The sequence below is a fragment of the Marinomonas aquiplantarum genome (assembly GCF_003314975.1).
Lineage (GTDB): Bacteria > Pseudomonadota > Gammaproteobacteria > Pseudomonadales > Marinomonadaceae > Marinomonas > Marinomonas aquiplantarum.
Genome location: NZ_QNRF01000005.1, coordinates 246,105 through 267,034 on the forward strand (window position 1 = coordinate 246,105; position 20,930 = coordinate 267,034).

20 protein-coding genes are annotated in these 20,930 nt (G+C 42.8%); 17 read left to right on the plus strand and 3 right to left on the minus strand.

Translation table 11 applies throughout. From position 1 onward, the window contains the following. Nucleotides 1-48: 48 nt before the first annotated feature. Nucleotides 49-558, minus strand: a complete 510-nt coding sequence (locus DFP76_RS11355) for a DUF2062 domain-containing protein (RefSeq protein ID WP_113874754.1) — start codon at nucleotides 556-558, stop codon at nucleotides 49-51. 43 nt (nucleotides 559-601) lie between these two features. Between DFP76_RS11355 and DFP76_RS11360 the strand changes: the two genes are divergently transcribed. Genes DFP76_RS11360 through murI form a run of 8 tightly spaced genes read left to right on the plus strand, consistent with a single transcriptional unit; the run spans nucleotide 602 to nucleotide 7,174 of the window. Then, entirely contained in the window at nucleotides 602-2,518 is a 1,917-nt protein-coding gene (locus DFP76_RS11360) for a ComEC/Rec2 family competence protein (protein ID WP_113874755.1), read from the plus strand. A gap of 26 nt (nucleotides 2,519-2,544) precedes the next feature. Further along, nucleotides 2,545-3,171 (plus strand): MotA/TolQ/ExbB proton channel family protein, encoded by a 627-nt coding sequence (locus DFP76_RS11365; RefSeq protein ID WP_113874756.1) that lies wholly within the window; start codon nucleotides 2,545-2,547, stop codon nucleotides 3,169-3,171. Next, a complete protein-coding gene (locus DFP76_RS11370; RefSeq protein ID WP_113874757.1) occupies nucleotides 3,168-3,590 on the plus strand; it encodes an ExbD/TolR family protein in 423 nt (140 codons plus the stop codon). The genes DFP76_RS11365 and DFP76_RS11370 overlap by 4 nt, the downstream gene beginning before the upstream one ends. Then, nucleotides 3,587-4,624, plus strand: a complete 1,038-nt coding sequence (gene lpxK, locus DFP76_RS11375) for a tetraacyldisaccharide 4'-kinase (RefSeq protein ID WP_113874758.1) — start codon at nucleotides 3,587-3,589, stop codon at nucleotides 4,622-4,624. The genes DFP76_RS11370 and lpxK overlap by 4 nt, the downstream gene beginning before the upstream one ends. Continuing rightward, nucleotides 4,617-4,814, plus strand: coding sequence for a Trm112 family protein (locus DFP76_RS11380; protein WP_113874759.1), 198 nt, complete (start codon nucleotides 4,617-4,619; stop codon nucleotides 4,812-4,814). Before lpxK ends, DFP76_RS11380 begins: the two co-directional genes overlap by 8 nt. Next, nucleotides 4,811-5,278 (plus strand): low molecular weight protein-tyrosine-phosphatase, encoded by a 468-nt coding sequence (locus DFP76_RS11385; protein ID WP_113874760.1) that lies wholly within the window; start codon nucleotides 4,811-4,813, stop codon nucleotides 5,276-5,278. Before DFP76_RS11380 ends, DFP76_RS11385 begins: the two co-directional genes overlap by 4 nt. A 25-nt stretch (nucleotides 5,279-5,303) precedes the next feature. After that, nucleotides 5,304-6,374, plus strand: coding sequence for a UDP-N-acetylmuramate dehydrogenase (gene murB, locus DFP76_RS11390; protein ID WP_113874761.1), 1,071 nt, complete (start codon nucleotides 5,304-5,306; stop codon nucleotides 6,372-6,374). Next, nucleotides 6,371-7,174 carry a glutamate racemase gene (gene murI, locus DFP76_RS11395; RefSeq protein ID WP_113874762.1) on the plus strand — a complete coding sequence of 268 codons (804 nt, stop codon included), beginning with the start codon at nucleotides 6,371-6,373 and terminating at the stop codon, nucleotides 7,172-7,174. Before murB ends, murI begins: the two co-directional genes overlap by 4 nt. Here murI and DFP76_RS11400 read toward each other — a convergent pair. Further along, on the minus strand, nucleotides 7,171-8,313 hold the full coding sequence (locus DFP76_RS11400) for a patatin-like phospholipase family protein (protein ID WP_113874763.1): 1,143 nt from the start codon (nucleotides 8,311-8,313) through the stop codon (nucleotides 7,171-7,173). The genes murI and DFP76_RS11400 overlap by 4 nt on opposite strands. Before the next feature lie 206 nt (nucleotides 8,314-8,519). Between DFP76_RS11400 and DFP76_RS11405 the strand changes: the two genes are divergently transcribed. Next, a complete protein-coding gene (locus tag DFP76_RS11405) occupies nucleotides 8,520-9,644 on the plus strand; it encodes a beta-ketoacyl-ACP synthase III (protein ID WP_113874764.1) in 1,125 nt (374 codons plus the stop codon). A gap of 164 nt (nucleotides 9,645-9,808) precedes the next feature. Next, entirely contained in the window at nucleotides 9,809-11,449 is a 1,641-nt protein-coding gene (gene pgm / locus DFP76_RS11410) for a phosphoglucomutase (alpha-D-glucose-1,6-bisphosphate-dependent) (RefSeq protein ID WP_113874765.1), read from the plus strand. Nucleotides 11,450-11,506: 57 nt separating this feature from the next. Here the strand turns inward: pgm and DFP76_RS11415 are convergent, their stop codons facing one another. Next, nucleotides 11,507-12,247, minus strand: coding sequence for a spermidine synthase (locus DFP76_RS11415; protein WP_113874766.1), 741 nt, complete (start codon nucleotides 12,245-12,247; stop codon nucleotides 11,507-11,509). 186 nt (nucleotides 12,248-12,433) lie between these two features. On the opposite strand from DFP76_RS11415, the gene DFP76_RS11420 reads away from it, so the two are divergent. From DFP76_RS11420 to DFP76_RS11450, 7 genes are all read left to right on the plus strand, one after another. After that, nucleotides 12,434-13,363, plus strand: a complete 930-nt coding sequence (locus tag DFP76_RS11420; RefSeq protein WP_113874767.1) for a cysteine desulfhydrase — start codon at nucleotides 12,434-12,436, stop codon at nucleotides 13,361-13,363. A gap of 150 nt (nucleotides 13,364-13,513) precedes the next feature. Further along, nucleotides 13,514-14,395: an NAD(+) kinase gene (locus tag DFP76_RS11425; protein ID WP_113874768.1), complete on the plus strand. Its 882-nt coding sequence runs from the start codon at nucleotides 13,514-13,516 to the stop codon at nucleotides 14,393-14,395. A gap of 57 nt (nucleotides 14,396-14,452) precedes the next feature. Beyond that, complete coding sequence (locus DFP76_RS11430) at nucleotides 14,453-15,337, plus strand: rhomboid family intramembrane serine protease (protein ID WP_113874769.1); 885 nt, start codon at nucleotides 14,453-14,455, stop codon at nucleotides 15,335-15,337. A gap of 33 nt (nucleotides 15,338-15,370) precedes the next feature. Beyond that, entirely contained in the window at nucleotides 15,371-15,652 is a 282-nt protein-coding gene (locus DFP76_RS11435) for a YeaC family protein (RefSeq protein WP_113874770.1), read from the plus strand. Then, on the plus strand, nucleotides 15,652-16,476 hold the full coding sequence (locus DFP76_RS11440; protein WP_113874771.1) for a DUF2797 domain-containing protein: 825 nt from the start codon (nucleotides 15,652-15,654) through the stop codon (nucleotides 16,474-16,476). The genes DFP76_RS11435 and DFP76_RS11440 overlap by 1 nt, the downstream gene beginning before the upstream one ends. A gap of 10 nt (nucleotides 16,477-16,486) precedes the next feature. Beyond that, a complete protein-coding gene (pepN, locus tag DFP76_RS11445) occupies nucleotides 16,487-19,120 on the plus strand; it encodes an aminopeptidase N (RefSeq protein WP_113874772.1) in 2,634 nt (877 codons plus the stop codon). 149 nt (nucleotides 19,121-19,269) lie between these two features. Further along, a complete protein-coding gene (locus DFP76_RS11450; RefSeq protein WP_147084204.1) occupies nucleotides 19,270-20,754 on the plus strand; it encodes a coiled-coil domain-containing protein in 1,485 nt (494 codons plus the stop codon). Nucleotides 20,755-20,930: the final 176 nt, after the last annotated feature.

Consider the following 20,930-nt stretch of genomic DNA (forward strand, 5'->3'; position numbering starts at 1 on the left):
GACCAGTATTGGCACTTTGTCTTGATCAATAAAGCGATCTAAGAGGGGTTATTTACGCTGTTTACGTTCTTTCCAGCGTTTGACTACATGTAAACGCCATAAGATAGTGATGCCTATGTAGCTTATCGCGCCTACCATGAGACCTGTGACAACGGATCCAGTGTATAAAGGAAGCCAGATATGTTCCATTTTGTCCCAGATCCATTCGACAGAGAGTTTGAATTCTTTGGTGCGATGTGTGCCTAGGATAAGGGTGCCGACTTTGTAATTGAAGTAAAATACAAAAGGCATTGTAATGGGGTTGGTTATCCAAACAAGCGCAATAGAAAGTGGTATGTTGGCTCTTAGAGGAATGGACAACAAGGCCGCTGCCAGCATTTGAAACGGCATGGGAATGAAGGCCCAAAACAAACCATTTAAAAAAGCACGCGCAACGGAGCGACGGTTAAGATGCCATAAGTTTGCTTCATAAATTTGTGATCCAAGAATCGCGAGAGCTTTATTTTTCCTTAACTTCTCTGGATCTGGGATGTACTTCTTTAGATAATTCTTAGGCATAATCAGATAAAAGTCATTTAGCAATCTAAGACATGGAGGTCTTATGTTACTAAGTAGTTTGTCCACTTTGATGGGCGCCATTTTGGTGCCGAGTGATTATTCGTGGCTGTATTCTACGCATATCACCTTTCTCTGTCTCTACCTAATCTACACAAAGCGTGTATTAGTTTTGTTTTTAACCGTTATTTCACTTTTGTCCGTGGTGGTTTCTGAAACGGAAAACGAACAGAGCATCTCACTAAGTAAAAATGATACGTATTTTATTAGTGTAGAAGGCAAACAAGTCTTATTGCTGAGTGATAAGCCTTCCTCTACTGACTCTCCTGAGAGACTGGAAAAACGCGCGAAAGTAACTTTTCAAGCATCGCCAGATGAGCAATCAAGAGACTTAAAGATGATTGAATTTAATGACTTTGAATTGCTGCTCGTCAGTCGGATACCGTCTCATTATAAAGAAGCCAAGTTAGTTCGGTATGCGTTGGCGGATAAAGAGGGACTCTGGTGGTTGAAGAATCTCTACATTGAAAGACAAGCGCTTCAATTGGTGTTTCGAGTTGAGCGGGCGTGGCTAGAGCAATTGCCAAAGGGGGTTAGACATGGAGTATTAAATCGACTGGATGAAGACTTTAAATTGTTTGAGTCTTGGCGTTTTTCAAAAGCCTTATTACTAGGCTCCGATGATTTATGGAGTCAAAGAGATACCTGGGTAGTAAGGACGTTAGGGTTGGCGCATTTATTTGTGGTTTCAGGCTTGCATACTGGTTTCATGGCGGTGATTGGTTTTGTCTTTGCTCGTGTGATTTGGTGGGGCTTTCCTTCCAGCTTTTTATTACGGGGTGTTACTCGTTGGCAATTAGAGTGCGCTTTGGTCGTACCCTTGTTAATGTTATATGGCTTCATCACTGATTGGGGGGAGCCGGTTGTCAGAGCGTCCATCATGCTCAGTGTGTACTTAATAAGTCGAGTCTTGATGATAAAGCTAAGCGCTTTTCAGGTAATTGGCTTTACCTTGTGGTTAGTACTGTTTGTTAACCCAAGAAGTGTATTAAGCCCTGGGTTATGGTTGTCATTTAGTATGGTGTATTTGCTCATTGGTTTTTACCCAATAGCACAATGGCAGTGGCGACGAATGATTTCGACTCAAGTGATGTTGAGTACTGCATCTATGGTGTTGATTTTGGGATGGCAAGACGCCATATCCATTGCATCTATTATCGTTAATTTATTAATGATCCCCTTTGCGGCCTGTCTTTGGTTTCCTCTGGGGATGTTGGCTTGCCTTGAAGCATTTATTTTTCAAACTCAGTTTGTATATGCTTGGTTAGATTGGGGCTTGGTTCATGTTATTAGTCTGTTGGAGTGGGTTGCATTTGAGTGCTCTCTACTGACCTTTGACGTCATGACTTCTCGTCTCCCTAAGTTTATTTTGCTTTTTCTACTATTGTTTTGGGTGTTTCAAACCCCTCTGAAGCGAGGTGGTATAGCGCTATGCATTATCTGGGTATCACTGTTTTCTAATTCTTTGTTTGTCGAATCTAAGGCTGATATGGTGATGAGAAACGATCAAGGCAGGTTGTTAATAGAGAAGGGTGAAGAGCAGTGGTCAAATGATTGGTTTCAGCCTTCTACTGGTTTGCTGTTAGAGTCTTTATTCGCTCAGCATGACAAAAAAACGTCTATTATGTTGGCACCGGATAAACTCGATAGACTGTCACCACTAACTTTGTTAAAAGTGAATCCAGATTGGCTTATTCTTGCTAAAAACGACGATCATTTTAATAAAGCCATCCTTACGGCACTGTCAATTGATTGGTTGAATATCAATCAATCCGAGACGCTGTCTTTTTATTTTCGTGATGATGGTATCCGTCTTAAGCATAGCCGTTGTCGATATTCATTTTTTCTCTTTAAATCTGACACTTGCAAGCGTGCAGAAAAGTTAGAGAGTGTGTTAAATTAACATCAAACTTAAAATGGAGAGTGACCTTGCTAAGCTTTATTCAAACGGGTGGTTTCTTTATGTGGCCATTATTGGCCTGTTCAATTTTAACATTGGCCATCATTCTCGAACGATTTTGGACATTGCGAAAAAATAGTGTGGCACCAAAAGGATTGTTGAGCGATGTGATGATGCGTCTGCGAGACGATAAAATGACCCTAGAATATATTCGTGGTATGCAGTCTAATACGGGATTGGCTTCCATTTTTGCTGCGGGTTTAGTGTCTTCTAAGCATGGTCGTGGTGCTATGAAAGAGAGCGTGCAAGAAGCGGCAAGCCATGTTATCCATGAATTAGAACGTTTTATGAATACCTTAGGAACCATCGCTGCCATCTCGCCTCTGTTGGGCTTATTGGGAACCGTGGTGGGTATGATTAAGGTCTTTTCCGTCTTGATGGAAAACGGTGCAGGTAATACCGCTTTATTAGCAGGTGGTATTTCAGAAGCCTTGTTGACGACGGCGGCAGGTTTAGGTGTTGCCATTCCAGCATTAATCTTTCATCGTTTCTTTAGTCGCCGAATTGATGAACTTGTTGTGACTATGGAGCAACAATCCACTAAATTGGTAGATGCTATTCATGGTGATAGAGAAAAATCAGGAGTGGCCCAGTGAAATTTCGCCGTCAAAAAATAGATGACGTGCAAATTAACCTGACGCCGTTAATCGATGTGGTTTTTTTGTTGTTAATCTTTTTTATGGTCAGTACCACGTTTAACCAAAGCACTGAACTGACCATCGATTTACCAACGGCCACCTCGGATGCACCGGCTAGTGATCGAGATAAAACCGTTGAGTTGGTTATTACCGCTGATGGTCAATATGTCATTAATGGCCAGACCTTGATCAATGAAAAAGTCGCCACATTAGTGCAAGGTTTAAGTGAAGTCACACAAGGGGATAATACTCGGCCCTTGATCATTACAGCCGACGCTCAATCATCTTATGAAATGGTGTTGCGAGTGTATGATGCGGCCGCTAAATTGGGTATTACTAAACTGGCTCATACGGCACAAAAAGAGACAAATCCGTGACAATAGAGTCTTGCTTCACACGCGCTTGGTATCGGAAATTTGGTTGGACTCATGTTTTTCAGCCGATTCAACCCTTGGTGCGTTATTTTGTTGCGAACAAACGCCAAAACTTTTTGCAGGGAAAAACAGCCAGTTATCGTGCGCCAGTTCCAGTCGTGGTGGTCGGTAATATTAGTGTTGGTGGTACCGGTAAGTCGCCTATGGTAGTGGCTTTGTGCGAACTGCTCACCGCTCGCGGGTATAAAGTAGGCATCATTTCCCGCGGACATGGTGCGACATTATCCAAACCGCAGAAAGTGAGTGCGGACAGTTTGGCTGAAGTGGTTGGCGATGAGCCCGTTATGCTGGCACGGCGAACTCAGTGTCCAATGGTGGTATTTCCTGAGCGTAAAAAAGCCATTGAGCTTTTATTAGAAGAGCATACTTTGGATGTCATCATCAGTGATGATGGCATGCAACACTATGCTTTAGATCGTGATATCGAAATTGCCATGATAGATGCTCAGCGAGGATTAGGTAATGAGAAACTCTTGCCAGTTGGGCCATTAAGAGAGCCAAAAAATCGCCTCAATGAAGTGGATTTTGTGGTGAGTATTGCGCAGCAGCAAACTGCTTCTTTAAGAGCGTTAAGTCAACCTGTGTGCGTCATGCCTTTAACCTCTGATTGTTTATATTCTTTGGATGGTAAACGACAACTTGCCTGTGAAACTGCTTTTTTAGAGCCTCGACAATGGCATGTGATGGCAGGTATTGGTAATCCGGAACGGTTTAAACAAACCCTAACGGAAAAAGGCTTAGATGAAGCCATGTGTACTTATCAATGGTTTTCAGATCATCATGGGTTTAAGGCGTCGGACATTCCGAGTGATAAAGCCGTTATTATGACGGAAAAAGACGCTGTAAAGTGTCAGGCTTTAGCTCTCAATAACTCAAACATTTGGTATCTGCCTATTTCGTTAGCGTTACCGGATGATTTTAAAAAGGCTTTTATAGCCAAACTTAATTCGATAAAAGTAGAAGTGACTCATGAATAAATCATTATTAGATATTTTAGTCTGCCCAGTGACCAAGTCTGGTTTAACATTGAGTAAAGATGGTACTGAACTGATCAGTAAAATGGGCGGCATGGCTTACCCGATTCGTGATGGTATTCCCGTTCTATTAGAGACAGAGGCACGTACCTTAAATACAGATGAACGCTTGGAATCTGGTTCTTCAAAATGACACCAATACGGGTACTTACTGTTTGCTTAGGAAATATTTGTCGCTCACCTGCAGCACAGGGGATTTTGCAGCATGAGGCTGAGCGTAAAGGTCTTAATCTTTCTCTAGATTCAGCTGGAACAGCGGCTTACCATATCGGCAAGCTTCCAGATCCTCGTTCCATAGAAACATTAAAACAAGTGGGTATCGATATCACCGGTCAACGGGCACGACAGGTGACAGAAGACGATTTTTTTGCATTTGATTGGATCTTAGCCATGGATCGAGCAAATTATCAGAACCTAAAGCAGCTTCAGCCAAGTGAATCTCATGCTAAGTTAGTGATGTTTGGTGAATTTGTAGACCATGTATCTTTAGGTGAAGTTGACGATCCTTACTATGGTGGCGATGAAGGCTTTACTGCAATGCGTCATCATCTCACTGAGATTGCCAAACGCTTTTTAGATCATATCGCTTCCCATTAACGCATATAACCCTAAGCTTGGACTCATGGACTCGACTCAACATATTACTGACGCGACGATTTTGCCACCAAAGGTAGAAAAAAACGTTTCTCTGCAGCAATACAATACATTTCGATTTGATTATCAGGCCGAATTTTTTGCCCTTGTAGAAGATTTAATGACACTAAAGTCTCTCGTAAGTTGGGCCCAACAACAGAATATCAACATCACTATGTTAGGCGGCGGTAGTAATCTGCTAGTCTGCGCGGACATTCCTGGTCTTGTGATTATCAATCGCCTTACAGGCTGTCATGCCAAGGAAGAAAGCGGTAATCGCATCAGTTTAATAGTGGGTGCTGGTGAAAATTGGCATGAAATTGTTGAATTTACTGTGCAAAACGATTGGTTTGGCATTGAAAATTTGGCGTTGATTCCGGGTACTGCTGGAGCGGCGCCAGTACAGAATATTGGTGCTTATGGAGTTGAAGTAAAGGATGCATTAGCCCGTGTTCAGGTTTTAGATCGAAACACTTTGGATGTCTACTGGATTAATGCTCAAGACTGCGGTTTTGCTTACCGTGATAGTCATTTTAAAGGTCAGTGGAAAGATAAATATTTCATTACTGCCATCGAACTAAGTTTAAAAAAACGCGCTGAATTCATGCTTAGCTATGGCGGACTAGTCAATCAAATTGATGGTGAGCCAAGCTTGAAAAAAGTGTTTCAAGCGGTTTGTCAGGTTCGTAGTAGTAAACTGCCAGACCCCAAAGTATTAGCCAATGCCGGCAGTTTTTTCAAAAACCCAATTGTCAGTATGGCGCAGCACATTCAACTCAAGAAATCGTTTCCATCATTAGTGTCATTCCCCCATGGTGATGCATTTAAACTGGCTGCTGGTTGGCTAATTGATCAAGCTGGTTGGAAAGGTAAAACTCAGCAGGGTGTTGGGGTGTATGAAAAGCAAGCTTTAGTATTGGTGAATCATCAAGCCGTAAAGGCCGAACCATTATTGGAACTTGAAGCCAATATAAAAGCCAATGTGCTCAACTTATATGGTGTTGAGCTTGAGCGAGAGCCTGTTCAGATGCCTAAGCCGAATGAGGAGCCGCAAACTTGAAGGTTGGAGTGATTGATTCTGGCGCTGGAGGCTTAACCATCTTAAACGCTATCCATAAGAAGCAAGCATATTTAGATTTATTGTATTTAGCAGATGATGGTTTTGCTCCCTATGGTGACAAAACAACAGAGCAACTTCAGCAGCGTTTGATCGCCATTGGTCAATTCTTTGAGCGGGAACAAGTTGCCGCTATCGTTGTAGCATGCAACACCGCAACGGTGGCCGCAATTGATACCCTTAGAGCGAATACCTATTTACCGGTTATTGGTGTTGAACCCGCAGTAAAGCCAGCTTTTCGATTAGGCAAGAAGCGCAAAGTCGCTGTATTGGCCACGCCAGTGACCGCCAAAAGTCCTCGTTTAAACCAGTTGATTGCATTGTGGCAAGCGGACAGTGAGGTACACATTATGTCGAGTGCTAGCTTGGCCTATGATATCGATGCTTGGCCAGAAAGTCAGGGGCGAGTGCGACAGACCATTGAGTCATTGTGTGCAAAGATGAAACAGGATCAAATAGATACCTTGGTGCTTGCCTGCACACATTATCCGTTAGTAAAGTCATATTTCATTGAGTGTCTTGGTTCAGCGTGCGACATTGTTGAGCCTAGTGAAGGGGTGTCTGCACAATTAAAAAGACGCTTAGAAGCTGCTTACCCTGAAAAAATGAGTCTGGCTATCCACTCCTCTAAAGAGGGACAGATTGATTTATGCACGAGTTCATCAGAAGACAGTTTAGAGCGATTGTTGAATTGGGTGTGTCAGCCTGATCGAGTCTATAAGAAACGTATTGTCTCTGTTTAGCTCGGATTGACAAAAGCCAAAATTTTATCCTTTTCCCACATGGCATCTTGGTAGCCTAACTCCATTAAAGCGCGACAATATTGCGGTGTAAATAGCAGATAACTGGCCGCTGAGCTGATTTTGTCTGTGGACGATCCACCAGCCGATTTTAATAGCACCCGAATGTTCTTAGGCAGAGTGTGCAGGTAATGGTTGGCAATTTCATTTAATTCTTCTGAAGGGGAAATAATTAAAGTTTCGGTTGGCAATTGAGGGTAGTTTTGTCGTTTCTCAGCGGGTAAGTCTCGTATTAAAGAGTTCATCAATTCTAACTGGTTAATATCATCTTCAAGATTATCAATAAACGCACTGTTTAAGAGTTGGCCTAGAATCTGCGCCATGCTTGGTGCACTGACTTCATTTTTATCTTCTGACTGCGACCATTTTTTGGGACTTCGATTGCCGCTTACACCGATAATAAATAATTTCTCAGCGCCTAATTGAAGCGCTGGGTAAATGGCCGATTTTTGGCGAATCGCGCCATCCCCATAATAGTGTTGATTGATTTTATGAGCAGGAAAAATTGCAGGGATGGCACTGGAAGCCAGTAAGTGATCAACCCCAAGCTTAGCTTTTATGCCTTTACGGCGTTTACCTTGCCAGTTTTGTAATGTGTCTCGCCCTTCAAAAAATGTTGTCGATTCCCCTGTGCTGTAACTCATCGCAGTCACCGCTAGGGCTGATAGCAGTTCGTTATCAATCGCTTGCTGAATTTTTGTGAAATCCAAATGCTTGCTGAGTAATTCTCGTAAAGGGTCATTATTCATGATGGCAATGGATTCAGCGTGATTGTGAAGATGGAAAAGGGACAATAAGGTCTTGGTGACAGACGTAGCAAGTGGCCATCTTCCTAAGGTATAAATTTGATCCGGGCTTAAATGCCGCCAAACAAATGCCAGAGTGGAGGCAGCTTTAGAAAAATTATCAGCATAGGAGGCGAGCATAGTCGCATTTAATGCACCTGCAGATGTGCCGCATAATATCGGAAAGGGTAATGCGGTTTTTTTGGGTAGCATTTTTCCCATGGCAGATAAAACACCGACTTGATACGCCGCTCTTGCTCCGCCACCCGATAAAATCAATGCATTATTGTTTTTCATAACATCCAAGCCAGCTTATTGTTTCTTATAAACAATTTATCACTCACATTGAGTATGGTGAAGATAGAGTAAAAAATCCAATAGTGTTATGCATTTAGATAATGATTGTGCTGTTCTGATATTACATTTTTGTAGACGAAGATGAATTTGTCGTTCACAATCTCATCTATACTTAACATTGCAAAACAATAATAAGGACGAATGAAATGAATTCTTCTGTTGTCATTAGCGGAGTCGGCTTATGGACTCCTGCACATTCCATCACGAATGAAGAACTCGTCGATAGCTATAACGCATGGGCGGAAAAATACAATTCAACGAATGCAAAAGCGATTGAGCAAGGCGAATTAGAAGCAAAGCCCTTATCCAGTGCGGCTTTTATTGAAAAAGCGTCAGGTATTAAAAGTCGTTATATTTATTCGAAAGAGGGCGCACTGGACATTGATCGAATGCGTCCTTTACTGGCACCTCGTGAGGATGATGAAGTCTCTCATCAGGCCGAAATGGCGATTGCCGCTGCAAACAAAGCTTTGCTAGCAGCAAATAAAACCTCTGCAGACATCGATATGGTGATTGTGTCTTGTGCCTATACGCAGCGGTCTTATCCTGCTATCGCGATTGAAGTTCAAGCGGCACTAGGCATTGACGGTTTTGCCTTTGATATGCTGGTGGCTTGTTCCGCGGCGACCTTTGGTTTGCAGCGTGCTGTCGATGCGGTGAAAGCGGGTACGGCAAAAGGGGTGTTGGTTATTAATCCTGAATTGACATCCGCTCAAGTTAATTACATGGATCGAGATTCACACTTTATTTTTGGTGATGTGGCGACAGCGACGGTGGTTGAGCTGGCAGAAACTTGCCAATCTGATCATTCATTTGAAGTGTTAAGCACCAAGTGTGTGACGTCCTATTCCAATAATATCCGTTCGAACTTTGGTTATCTGACTCGTATTACTGACGAAGATCCGTACGGTGCAGATAAGTTATTCCATCAAAATGGTCGTAAGGTGTTCAAAGAAGTTTGCCCTATGGCTGCCGATCACATTGAAAGTCACTTAAACAGTGAAGGTATTGAAGTATCGCAGCTGAAACGTTGGTGGCTGCATCAAGCGAATATTAATATGAATTTATTGATCAGCAAGCGTTTGCTGGGGCGTGATGCAAGGTTAGAGGAAGCACCGGTGGTGCTAGATGAATATGCAAACACAGCGTCAGCGGGTTCCATTATTGCTTTTGCGAAATACCATGAAGATCTACAGCAAGGTGATATTGGTGTGATTTGTTCGTTTGGAGCAGGTTACTCTATTGGTAGTTTGATTCTGAAAAAACGTTAATCCTGATTGGTTTAGTCAGTAACATTGAACGAACTCACCCAGCACGGGCTCAACTGGTATTTCTGTATACTGGTTGAGCCCGTTTTGTGGTTAAGATAACTCATTGAAAATTTAATGATTTTAGGCGAGACTTTATTGTAAATACATTCAATAGGGCTCTCTAAATGGCAATTCATCCACAAGCAGGACAGCTTGCACATCACGATTCTTTGGTGAATTTACCGCAACTGATGACAGCGTATTATCGCAGTAAGCCAGATGTTGTAAATCATCCAGATGAAAAAGTCAGCTTTGGTACTTCTGGTCATCGCGGTAGCGCTCTACAAACCACATTTAATGAAGATCACATTCTCGCCATTTCCCAGGCATTGGCAGAATATCGAGTGGCTCAAAAGATCACCGGTCCCGTCTACTTAGCTAAAGACACTCATGCTTTGTCTGAGGCCGCTTTTCAAACCGTATTAAGCGTGTTGGTGGCAAATAATATCAAGGTGCGCGTACAGGCGGGAGGTGGCTTTACGCCGACGCCAGTAGTCTCTCACGCTGTTTTGACCCACAACGCGAATACAAGCGAATTAAGTGATGGTATTGTCATTACACCGTCTCATAATCCGCCAGAAGATGGCGGCATAAAATACAACTCCATCAAAGGTGGTCCAGCTGATAAAGACATTACGGATTGGGTAGCCAATCGTGCGAATGAATTATTAGCAACGGGTTTGCGAGACGTTAAGTCGGCTCAGCAAAGCGAAGTAGACGCCTCAGATTTGATCGAATCATTTGATTATATTGAACATTATGTCAGTGATTTAGAAAATGTGATTGATATGGAGGCCATTGCGAAAGCCAAGATTCGTATCGGTGTTGACCCTATGGGCGGATCCGGTATTCACTACTGGAAACCCATTGCAGATCGATATGGGTTAGACATTACTGTTGTTAATACAGAAGTAGACCCGACATTTCGATTTGTACCATTGGATAAAGATGGTCGTATCCGCATGGACTGCTCATCGCCTTATTCCATGCAGTCTTTACTCAAATTAAAAGACGATTTTGATATTGCTGTTGGCAATGACCCTGATTACGATCGCCATGGTATCGTCTGTGCCAAGTCTGGCTTAATGAACCCAAATGCGTATCTGGCTGTCGCCATCGAGTATTTGTCACAACATCGTCCACATTGGCCTGCAGATACCATGTTTGGTAAAACCCTTGTTTCTAGCGGCATGATTGATCGAGTGGTGAATGGCTTAAACAAACAATTGTGCGAAGTCCCTGTTGGTTTCAAATGGTACGTAGAAGGTATGTACCAAGGCTCCATGGGGTTTGGCGGCGAAGAAAGTGCTGGAGCATCTTTTTTGCGTAAGGATGCTAGCGTTTGGACTACAGACAAAGACGGCATTATTATGGCGTTATTGGCTGCGGAAATATTAGCGGTAACAGGTAAAGACCCGCAGAGTCTGTATGAAGCGCAAGTGGCGCGTTACGGCAAACCTTACTATAAACGTATTGATGTGGCTGCGACGCCTGCGCAAAAACGTTTATTGGGTGCTTTACAGGCTGACAATGTGACGCAAACAGAACTCGCAGGAGAGAAAATTGAGTCGATTCTAACTCATGCTCCGGGGAATCAAGCCGCCATTGGTGGATTAAAAGTATCTACAACGAACGGTTGGTTTGCTGCGCGTCCATCTGGTACGGAGAATGTTTATAAGATTTATCTGGAAAGTTTTATTTCAGAAGCACATTTATCTGCACTTGAGGTAGAAGCGAAAGCCTTAGTTAATTCGGTTTTAGCTTAAACCCAGTGCAACTTGAACATGGAAAAGCCAGCTAAGAGCATGGCTGGCTTTTTTGTATCAAAGCTCAGTCAAGCGGGTAAGCCACTTATTAAGAGAAAAACCTAAAGTGTTGCTCATTTTTTGCGCCATGGTTTTAAGCTCTTTAGCGGTGTGATCTGGTTTTTGTTTGCCTGCTAAAATCACCCAATTACCGCTTCCAGTATCCAATGCACTGACGGAACGGAAATGTTCTTTTAGGCATTGGGTTAAATCGTCATTGTGCTTTTGATCTATCCAGCAATTAAGAACAAGCCAGCCTGTTTCTTTAATGTTTTTGGCGCAGTTTTCAATAAAACTCGGAGCAAGTACATGAATATCCATGCCTTGAGTGTTGTAAATGTCCGTCATTAACAGATCAACTTTTTTATCAAGTCCTTGTTCAACATGGTCAATGGCGTTGCCTAAGGTTAGCTGTATGCGTTTACCTTTTGGCAATTTGAAGAACATGTCGGCCGCATCCAAAACATCGGCTCTTAATTCAACGGCACTGATTTGAACACTCGGCACAGCATAATATAAAGCATGAACCAAGGTGCCGCCCCCTAAACCTAAAATACACACTCGTTTAGGCGTACAAAATAATAAAGCGAGCATCATGGCTTGAGTGTATTCGTGCTGCAATACGTGCGGCGTAGATAAGCGAATACGACTTTGTTCGTCGCCATCAGCAAAAGATAAAATCCGATATTGTCCATCATCAAAGACACGAATGGGACCGAATTCATCGGCGGCATCATACAATAAGTTATGTTGGCTCATGGAGATCCTTGTTGAGTACGGTGTCTTACTCTAACTTCGATCTGAGTTTAGGTCTGAAGAAAGGGAGCAATACAAGTAATGAGAGTGGGGGATTCTAACAAAAAAATCATTAGGATAATCTGCCAATGTGTCATACCGAGTATAATGCAGGCATTATTTTATTAATCGACTTTGATTAGGCTTGCTGTGACTTTAATTCAATCCATTAACCTTAATTTTTTAGGTGCGTCTAACCTTAACCAATCCTATCAGTTGGACCTATATCGTGGCGATTTAGAACATGCTAAGGCGCCAGGCAATAAGTGGCATAAGTTGCGCCATCATTTAAAAGCTGCGGAACAACAAAATGCCAAATACATTGGCTCTTTAGGTGGGCCTTATTCAAATCATTTGCATGCCTTGGCTGCTAGTCTCGAGGATAGAGATGAACAGGCTGTTCTGCTAGTTCGTGGCGAATTACAAGCAGGCTTAACGCCGACTTTACAAGATGCAGTAGCACACGGAGCGGAGCTTTGGCCAAGTCAGCGTGCGGATTTTCGTTTAGGGTTAGAAGCCAACGCGGTATCACGCATTACACAGTATTATTCTAATATTTACTGGGTGCCAGAAGGCGGTGGCGGTAAGCTGGGGGCACAGGGTTGTGCGGACTGGGCTAATGCTATTGGTGCCATTTCAGGCGAGTATTCTGCTTGGGCTATTGCTGCCGGAACCGGCACCACGGCTGCAGGTTTTTTATCAAGTGAGGCATGTCCAAAATTAGAAGTATTTAGTGCATTAAAAGGGATGGCTCAACAACAAGTGGAAGTGGTGGCTTTGGCTGCTGATCTTGTGGAGCATCAGGACAACTTAACGTATTTTAGTGATCGACTTAACTTTCATGATGACGCTCATTTGGGTGGTTACGCTAAACTTCCGATAGAATTAATTACCTTTCTTCAAGCATTTGCAGACGCCAACCCAGATGTTGAATTGGACCCTGTTTATACCTCAAAAGTGCTATTTAGTATTTGGCATAAAATGAAAGCTGGCTCTTGGCCGCATACTAAAACCCTTATGATTCATACTGGTGGAATGCAAGGGTGGCGAGGATACGCGTCACATCAGACTCCGTTTTGAAAGAAAAAAGTCAATCTGAGTTTGATATTAAGCTTCGCTCATAGCGAATATAGCCTGCTTCATGTTAAAGTGGCGCAAATTATGTAAGACTCCAATAGCGATCGCATTGAGTTCATTTGTATACATTGAAAGCAGGAAAGAGAAGGACGCATGAGTCTTTTTAAACGTATTGGCATTATTGCCCGATTAGACAAACCGCAAATTTTAGACACCGTAAAGAAGTTAATGGATTATCTTCAGGATAAAGAGGTGCAGCCTGTTCTCGAAAGTCAATTAGCGGCGATGATGCCCGGCATCAAAGTAGCTCAAGCCCCACTTAAAGAATTAGGCGATCATTGTGATATGGTAATGGTTGTTGGTGGCGATGGTAGTTTCCTAGGCGCTGCTCGAGCAATTTGTAACTATGATATTCCTGTGCTGGGAATTAACCGTGGTACTCTGGGCTTTTTGACCGACATTTCTCCTCAACATCTACAAGAAGAGTTAGATCCTATTTTGGCAGGTGACTATCATGAAGAGAAACGCTTTATGATAGAGGCTAAGATCAAGCGCCAGAATCGACCGAGTGGTGATGGCATTGCGTTAAACGATTTGGTTCTACACCCAGGTAAATCGGCTCGAATGATACGTTTTGATCTCTTTATTGATGACCAGTTTGTCATGAATCAAAAGTCCGATGGTTTGATTGTCGCGACACCAACAGGATCCACTGCTTATGCTTTATCTGCAGGCGGGCCAATTATGTTGCCGAAATTGGATGCCTTGGTGCTGGTTCCTATGCACCCGCATACCTTAAGTAATCGTCCTATTGTGATTGATGCAAATGCAAAAATTCGAATTGTGGTGTGTGAATCCAATTTAACCTATCCAAGCGTAAGTTGTGATGGGCAGTTGAACATTACTGCAGCTCCTGGTGACGAAATTCATATTACCAAGAAGCAGGGTGGTATTCGCCTTATTCATCCCAAGGACCATGATTTCTACAATGTTTGTCGTGATAAACTGGGTTGGCAGTCAAGTTATCGTCCTTAATCTCATCTCATTAGATTAAGTAGGTATTGTCTAAAAAAGGTATCTTTTTAGAATTTCATGTATTTTGTATATCGCTTTGACAAGACAGAAGATCCGCAATTACTAGCGAATGCTTTATGGCATCATAAAGTGGCTCACCAAATTGTTGACAAACAAGAGGGAAGGGAGCTGTGGCTGCTAGACGCCAGTCAACAAGCGACTGTTCAGCAATTGATTCTGATCTGGAAGGAAGACCCATCCCTGTTGCAAAACTCCCATGTTAATAAGACTGTCGAGCGAAAATCACCAACCAACCTAATGACGCAAGCCAAACAATCTCCCTTAACTGTGATTGTGCTTCTGATCAGCTTTATCCTTGCTGTTATAACTGAATTGGGCGCGAACCTGTCTTTAGTCAGTCTGTTTACCATTAGCCCATTTAATGTCTCTAATGGTCATATCTATTTTATGAATTTATCCGACGTTATGGCGAAAGGTGAGTTTTGGCGACTATTAACGCCAGCTTTTTTGCATTTTAGTGTGGTTCATATTGTCTTTAATGGCTTATGGGTATGGGATATAGGACGTAAGTTAGAAGTGCTGGTCGGCAAGCTAGTTTGGTTGTTTACTGTTTTGATTACCGCAATCTTAAGTAACGTTTTACAATATTATTTTAGTGGTTATCCCATTTTTGGCGGCCTGTCAGGTGTGGTATATGGTTTGATTGGTTTCGCTTGGCTATTGCCGATTGTGCGTTCGCATTATCCTGTTTTGATCAGTAAGGGCTTAATGGTCTTTTTTATGATTTGGTTGGGTGTGGGCTACACTTCATTACCTGAAACATTGGGATTAGGCAGTATTGCTAACACAGCACATACAATCGGTTTGCTTTCCGGCTTAGCGCTTTGCGTGTGTTTTGGATTATTTGATGCGTTTTTTGGTAAACAAAATAAAGCCGATTAATGCTGTTGTGGATTCAGTTTTAAGAGAGAAAACATGAACTTTAAAGAAATGATCGACAATATGTCACCGGAAGTTTACGCCAGTCTGAAGCAAGCTGTAGAGCTTGGTAAATGGCCAAATGGCGTGCGTTTAACGGAAGAACAAAAAGAATTGTGTTTGCAAGCAGTGATTACCTACGATTACACCAATAAGTCCGAAGAAAAGCGCGTGGGATACATTGATACGCAAGTTCATCAAGGCTGTGATAGCAAACAATCGACCAATGAGCATGAAACCATCAAGTGGGTTGATAACTCAGCAGAAGGCAAATCTTAATGCTGCAAGGTCAAATTCGTAAAATGAAGGTTGAGGCCATTGATGGCAAGGTGCAATACCAACTTAATCTGAATGATCAATCACAACAGATGAATGATCTTTTGGGACAAAAAATACGCTTGGATTTCAGTGGCGACATTCATTGTATTCACTGTCAGAAGAAGACCAAAAAGTCTTTTAGCCAAGGGTATTGCTTTAACTGTTTTCGTAAATTAGCAGCTTGTGATACCTGCATTATGAGCCCAGAAAAATGCCACTATCATTTGGGCACCTGCCGCGAACCTGAGTGGGCTGAGCAGTTTTGCATGCAAAGTCACTATGTTTATCTGGCTAATTCCTCTGCATTAAAAATCGGTATTACTCGTGGCGATCAGCTACCAATCCGTTGGATTGACCAAGGGGCAACCCAAGCCAGACCTATTTTCCGTGTTGAGAATCGTCGTTTGTCTGGTTTGGTTGAAACCTTATTTAAATCCGAAGTAGCGGATAAAACTAACTGGCGTAATATGCTAAAAGGTTCCGACTTAGTGTTAGACCTTGAAGCAGAACAAGAACGTTTGATTGGCCAGCTATATGAAGGATTGGATGCTTTACAGCAAGAGTTTGGGCTGCAGGCCATTACCGATCTATCCGACCAGAATGAAACCCACGAATTTACCTATCCAGTGTTGGAATACCCCACTAAGATCACCAGTCTAAATGCAGAGAAAACACCCGTGATTGAAGGGGTGTTAATGGGCATCAAAGGCCAATATTTGATTCTCGATACTGGTGTCATCAATTTACGCAAATACACAGGTTACCAAGCCAGTTTAAGTTTCTAGGAGAGTGATTATGAAAGAGAGTCAACCGTCAGCGATTTACCTGAAAGACTACAAAGTCCCTCCGTTTCTGATCGATAAAACAGAATTAACTTTTGAGTTAGACGAAGCCACAACGGTAGTGACATCCAAGTTGCACATGCGACGCAATCCAGACTCAACTGAAAATACCGCGCCCTTGGTTTTGGATGGCGGTGAAGATGTAAAATTGGTTGCAGTTGCCATGGACGATTACGTGTTACCGTCTGGGGAATATCAGCTGGTGGATAATCAGCTTATTATCACCGCTACCGCAGACAATTTTGTGTTGACCTGTGAAACCCTGATAGAGCCACAAAACAACACGCGCTTAGAAGGGCTGTATCGTTCTTCTTCTATGTTCTGTACTCAGTGTGAAGCAGAAGGTTTCCGCCACATCACCTATTATCTGGATCGTCCTGATGTGATGTCTGTGTTTACCACGCGCATTATTGCTGATGCGACTAAATACCCAGTGATGCTGTCTAACGGCAATGAAATTTCACGTGAACTTCAAGAAGATGGCAAAACCTCTGTGGTCTGGCACGACCCCTTCCCAAAACCGGCTTATTTGTTTGCTTTAGTCTCCGGAAATCTGGAAGTCAAAAACGATACCTTTGTTACCCAGAGTCAACGTGAAGTAAAGCTGCAGATTTTCACCGAAGCACACAATATCGACAAAGTGGATTACGCCATGGAAGCCTTAAAGCGTTCCATGCGTTGGGACGAAGACGTCTATGGCCGAGAGTATGATCTCGATATCTTTATGATCGTTGCTGTAGATGACTTCAATATGGGGGCAATGGAAAATAAAGGCTTAAACATTTTTAATTCTTCTTGTTTGTTAGCCAGCCCTGAAACCACCACGGATGATACTTATCTTCGTGTTGAAGCCATTGTGGCACATGAATATTTTCATAATTGGTCTGGTAACCGAGTGACTTGTCGTGACTGGTTCCAGTTAAGTTTGAAAGAAGGCTTCACTGTATTCCGTGACCAAAGCTTTTCAGCGGACATGCATTCAGACACAGTAAAGCGTGTTGAAGATGTGTCTTTCTTGAAAACGGCTCAATTTGCGGAAGACGCAGGCCCAATGGCACATCCGGTTCGTCCTGCTTCCTTTATTGAAATTTCCAATTTTTATACCTTAACCGTATATGAAAAGGGCGCCGAGATTGTGCGCATGATTCATACCTTGCTTGGCGCTGAAAACTTCCGCAAAGGCTCAGATTTGTACTTTGAGCGTCACGACGGTCAAGCCGTGACTTGTGATGATTTCGTCGCCGCGATGCAAGACGCTTCCGGTGTCGATCTGACACAATTTAAGCGTTGGTACTCGCAAGCAGGCACACCGCAGATTCGTGTTACAGACGAATACGATGCGCAAAGCCAAACTTACCAGTTAACCTTACAGCAAGAAACACCAGCGACACCTGGCCAACCCACCAAATTGCCTTTGCATATTCCTGTGCGATTAGGCTTGATTGATGAGTCTGGCAATGCACTATCAGTCTCTTCAAGTGGTCATGTATCCGATGAGCATTTGTTGGAATTGACAGAAGCCGAGCAGGTGTTTGAATTCACGCAAGTTGCAACCAAGCCAGTACCGTCTTTGCTAAGAGGGTTCTCTGCGCCAGTGAAGCTTTCTTACGACTATTCTTCTGCTGATTTGTTGTTACTGTTATCCTCCGATCAAGATGGTTTTAATCGTTGGAATGCTGGGCAACAGCTTGCTGTGAATGAACTCAATACTTTGATTGAGCAAGCAGTAGCAGGCGAAACGCTGTCTTTAACCTCAAACTTGGTAGAAGGTTTCAAATCTCTATTACAAGATGCGAGTTTGGATCCTGCTATGGTAGCTTTGATCTTAAACTTGCCAAGTCAGGCTTATTTGTCCGAGTTGGCTCAGGTGATTCATCCTAATGCCATTAAACAAGCACGCCAGTATCTAAAAAAACAGATAGCAGAGTCCTTGCAGGCTGATTTTGCTCAAGCGTATCAGCAGCATCAAGTAACTGGCCAATATCAAGCAGAAGCGAAAGACATTGCCAGTCGATCATTGAAGAACCTTGCTTTGTCATACTGGCTAGAAAGTGGTGATGACGCAGCGAAACAGGTTGTCGTTGCCCAGTTTGAATCGGCAGATAATATGACGGATCAGTTTGCGGCTTTATCCATTGCTGTCCATCACGGTCACGATAAGGCGGACGACTTGCTCGATGCTTTTTATCAGCAATGGCAGAATGAGCCTTTGGTAGTAAACAAGTGGTTAATGCTGAGCGCCAGCCGTGAACAGGAAGACGCTATTGCCAAGGTTACTGCACTGATGGAGCATGAGGCATTTGACCTTAAAAACCCAAATAAAGTGCGTTCTCTTTTGGGTGGCTTTGGTCAAAATATAGCCGCCTTTCATCAGGTTGACGGCAGCGGTTATCAATTCCTAGCGGATCAAATATTAGTCTTGGATAAGCGAAATCCGCAAATAGCGTCACGTCTTTGTACACCACTCACTCGTTGGAAGAAAATGGCGCCTGAATTAAGCGTCAAAATGAAGGCAGAGTTGGAGCGCATTATGGCGAATGAGTTGTCGAAAGACGTTTACGAAGTGATTTCGAAAAGCCTCGCTTAGTCGCAAAGCAAACATGGCTAGTGGGTTAGTTTTACTCAAGTTAACTCACTGGCTTTTTTATACTTTTTGTAATAATTTTCTTTACGGCTTTTTTGCATTCTATACTTAAATCTGGCATAAGGTTTAACTACCTTGGGATTAAGGAGCGAATGATGAAAGCACGTACGGCGTTATGGGTTCCCGTTGCAGTTGGCTTATTGTTATCGGCATGCAGTAACCAAAGTACCAGCACAAGTGACCAAAGCAGTAGCGAAGAATCGCCAATAGACATGGAATTGTCGACACAAACAGCTGCCTCTATTCAAGCAAACCCTGCAACAACTCAGTCTGACTCAGACATTCTCCGTCTTAATCAAGCGTTAGCAGAAAACGAAGCTGAGCTTCAAAGACTAGCCAGTTTACTCGACGACAAAGACAGTCAAATAGCACAATTGCAGTCATCTACGAGCAATGCAGAAGTCTTGCTTGATCTAGAAAGTGAAAAAACACAACGTGATATTCTAGAAGCTCGATATCAAGCGTTACAGCTTGAAAACAATCAGCTAAAAGACAAAATTCAGCAGTTAAGCACAGAAAATACCGCACTCAATGAGCAATTGGCGCAACTGGCCAGTGAATCTAGTCAAAGTGAACAATGGCAGCAAAATTACTTATTAGCATTGGATGAAAAACAAAGCTTACAGCAGCAAGTCTCACAATTGCATCAACAAAACCGTATTTTAGCCAGAGAGTTAGCTGAAGCCCGTGAAGAACACCAGTTATTAAGAGAGCAATACAATCAATTGTCTAACGCACCCTCGGAATCTAATGTCTTAGAGCAAGCTCAAGCCAAGCAAATTACATCTTTGCAAAACAGTATTGCTGATTATCAAGCTAGGATACGTCGTCAAGAAATGGCTTTAAAAGATTATCGATCGCAGGTAATTGCATTGGAAGGAGCCATTGACGGTCATGCCGATATGGAAGCTCGCTGGCTGGCGATGGACCAAAAATTGGCCACTGCACAGGCCAATAACGCCCGCCTAGCTCAGCAATTAGCAAGTGCTCAAGCGAGTCTGAATGAAAAAAATCAGCAAGTATCAGATCTTAACGAAGCGTTAGTGAAACTGAAAAATGATCTTGGTGTGTTAGAAAACGATACCATTTCTTTACAAGCCGAAAGTCACTCGATGGATTTACAGTTGGCGTCCAGCATGCAAACAGTGAATTGGCAATTACCAAATGAAATGGCACTAAATGATACATTCGAGATCCTAGTCACAGCAACAGTGGCACAACCCGTTTTAGGACAGAGTTATGAAGCGGAACTGATTACCGATAGTGAAATTCAAATGATTAGCAATAGCAAAGTTAAGGCCAACGTAGAAGGTGGACAGTTACAATGGCGTTGGCGTGTAGCTGGTTTAAATGAGAACCCTGAAGCGGAACTTAATCTTCTGATTCGACAACAATTAAGCTTCAAAAATCAGGCCATACAAAGACTGGTTTATCAAGACAGTCAGAGTTTAGCCTTAATCAATACCAACCTATTTGAGAAATACGGTTACTGGGCCATTGCCATCTTATTAGGCTTGCTAGGAGGTTTCTTAATTGGCCGTATTGGTAAAGGAAAAGCGCCAGCTCAGGTGAGTTAACCTAGGAAGATCTTCGTTTATGACTAAGCCAACTCTTATCTAAGGGCTGGCTTTTTTCTGCACGTATCTTGCTGATATAGTTCAACCCTAACAAAGTGGGCAATGGTGAAGTAGACATAGACAGCTTGCTAAAAGCAGAAGTGTAATATCAACAATGTTTGGTAGACATTTAAATT

Excerpts from the sequence above, each read along its gene's own strand:
- pepN (WP_113874772.1), top strand. The coding sequence starts at position 16,487 with ATGAAAGAGAGTCAACCGTCAGCGATTTACCTGAAAGACTACAAAGTC.
- DFP76_RS11360 (WP_113874755.1), top strand. The coding sequence starts at position 602 with ATGTTACTAAGTAGTTTGTCCACTTTGATGGGCGCCATTTTGGTGCCG.
- DFP76_RS11440 (WP_113874771.1), top strand. The coding sequence starts at position 15,652 with ATGCTGCAAGGTCAAATTCGTAAAATGAAGGTTGAGGCCATTGATGGC.
- murB (WP_113874761.1), top strand. The coding sequence starts at position 5,304 with ATGGACTCGACTCAACATATTACTGACGCGACGATTTTGCCACCAAAG.
- DFP76_RS11400 (WP_113874763.1), bottom strand. The coding sequence starts at position 8,313 with ATGAAAAACAATAATGCATTGATTTTATCGGGTGGCGGAGCAAGAGCG.
- DFP76_RS11385 (WP_113874760.1), top strand. The coding sequence starts at position 4,811 with ATGACACCAATACGGGTACTTACTGTTTGCTTAGGAAATATTTGTCGC.
- DFP76_RS11405 (WP_113874764.1), top strand. The coding sequence starts at position 8,520 with ATGAATTCTTCTGTTGTCATTAGCGGAGTCGGCTTATGGACTCCTGCA.
- DFP76_RS11425 (WP_113874768.1), top strand. The coding sequence starts at position 13,514 with ATGAGTCTTTTTAAACGTATTGGCATTATTGCCCGATTAGACAAACCG.
- DFP76_RS11415 (WP_113874766.1), bottom strand. The coding sequence starts at position 12,247 with ATGAGCCAACATAACTTATTGTATGATGCCGCCGATGAATTCGGTCCC.
- DFP76_RS11435 (WP_113874770.1), top strand. The coding sequence starts at position 15,371 with ATGAACTTTAAAGAAATGATCGACAATATGTCACCGGAAGTTTACGCC.
- DFP76_RS11355 (WP_113874754.1), bottom strand. The coding sequence starts at position 558 with ATGCCTAAGAATTATCTAAAGAAGTACATCCCAGATCCAGAGAAGTTA.
- DFP76_RS11430 (WP_113874769.1), top strand. The coding sequence starts at position 14,453 with ATGTATTTTGTATATCGCTTTGACAAGACAGAAGATCCGCAATTACTA.
- pgm (WP_113874765.1), top strand. The coding sequence starts at position 9,809 with ATGGCAATTCATCCACAAGCAGGACAGCTTGCACATCACGATTCTTTG.
- DFP76_RS11450 (WP_147084204.1), top strand. The coding sequence starts at position 19,270 with ATGATGAAAGCACGTACGGCGTTATGGGTTCCCGTTGCAGTTGGCTTA.
- DFP76_RS11380 (WP_113874759.1), top strand. The coding sequence starts at position 4,617 with ATGAATAAATCATTATTAGATATTTTAGTCTGCCCAGTGACCAAGTCT.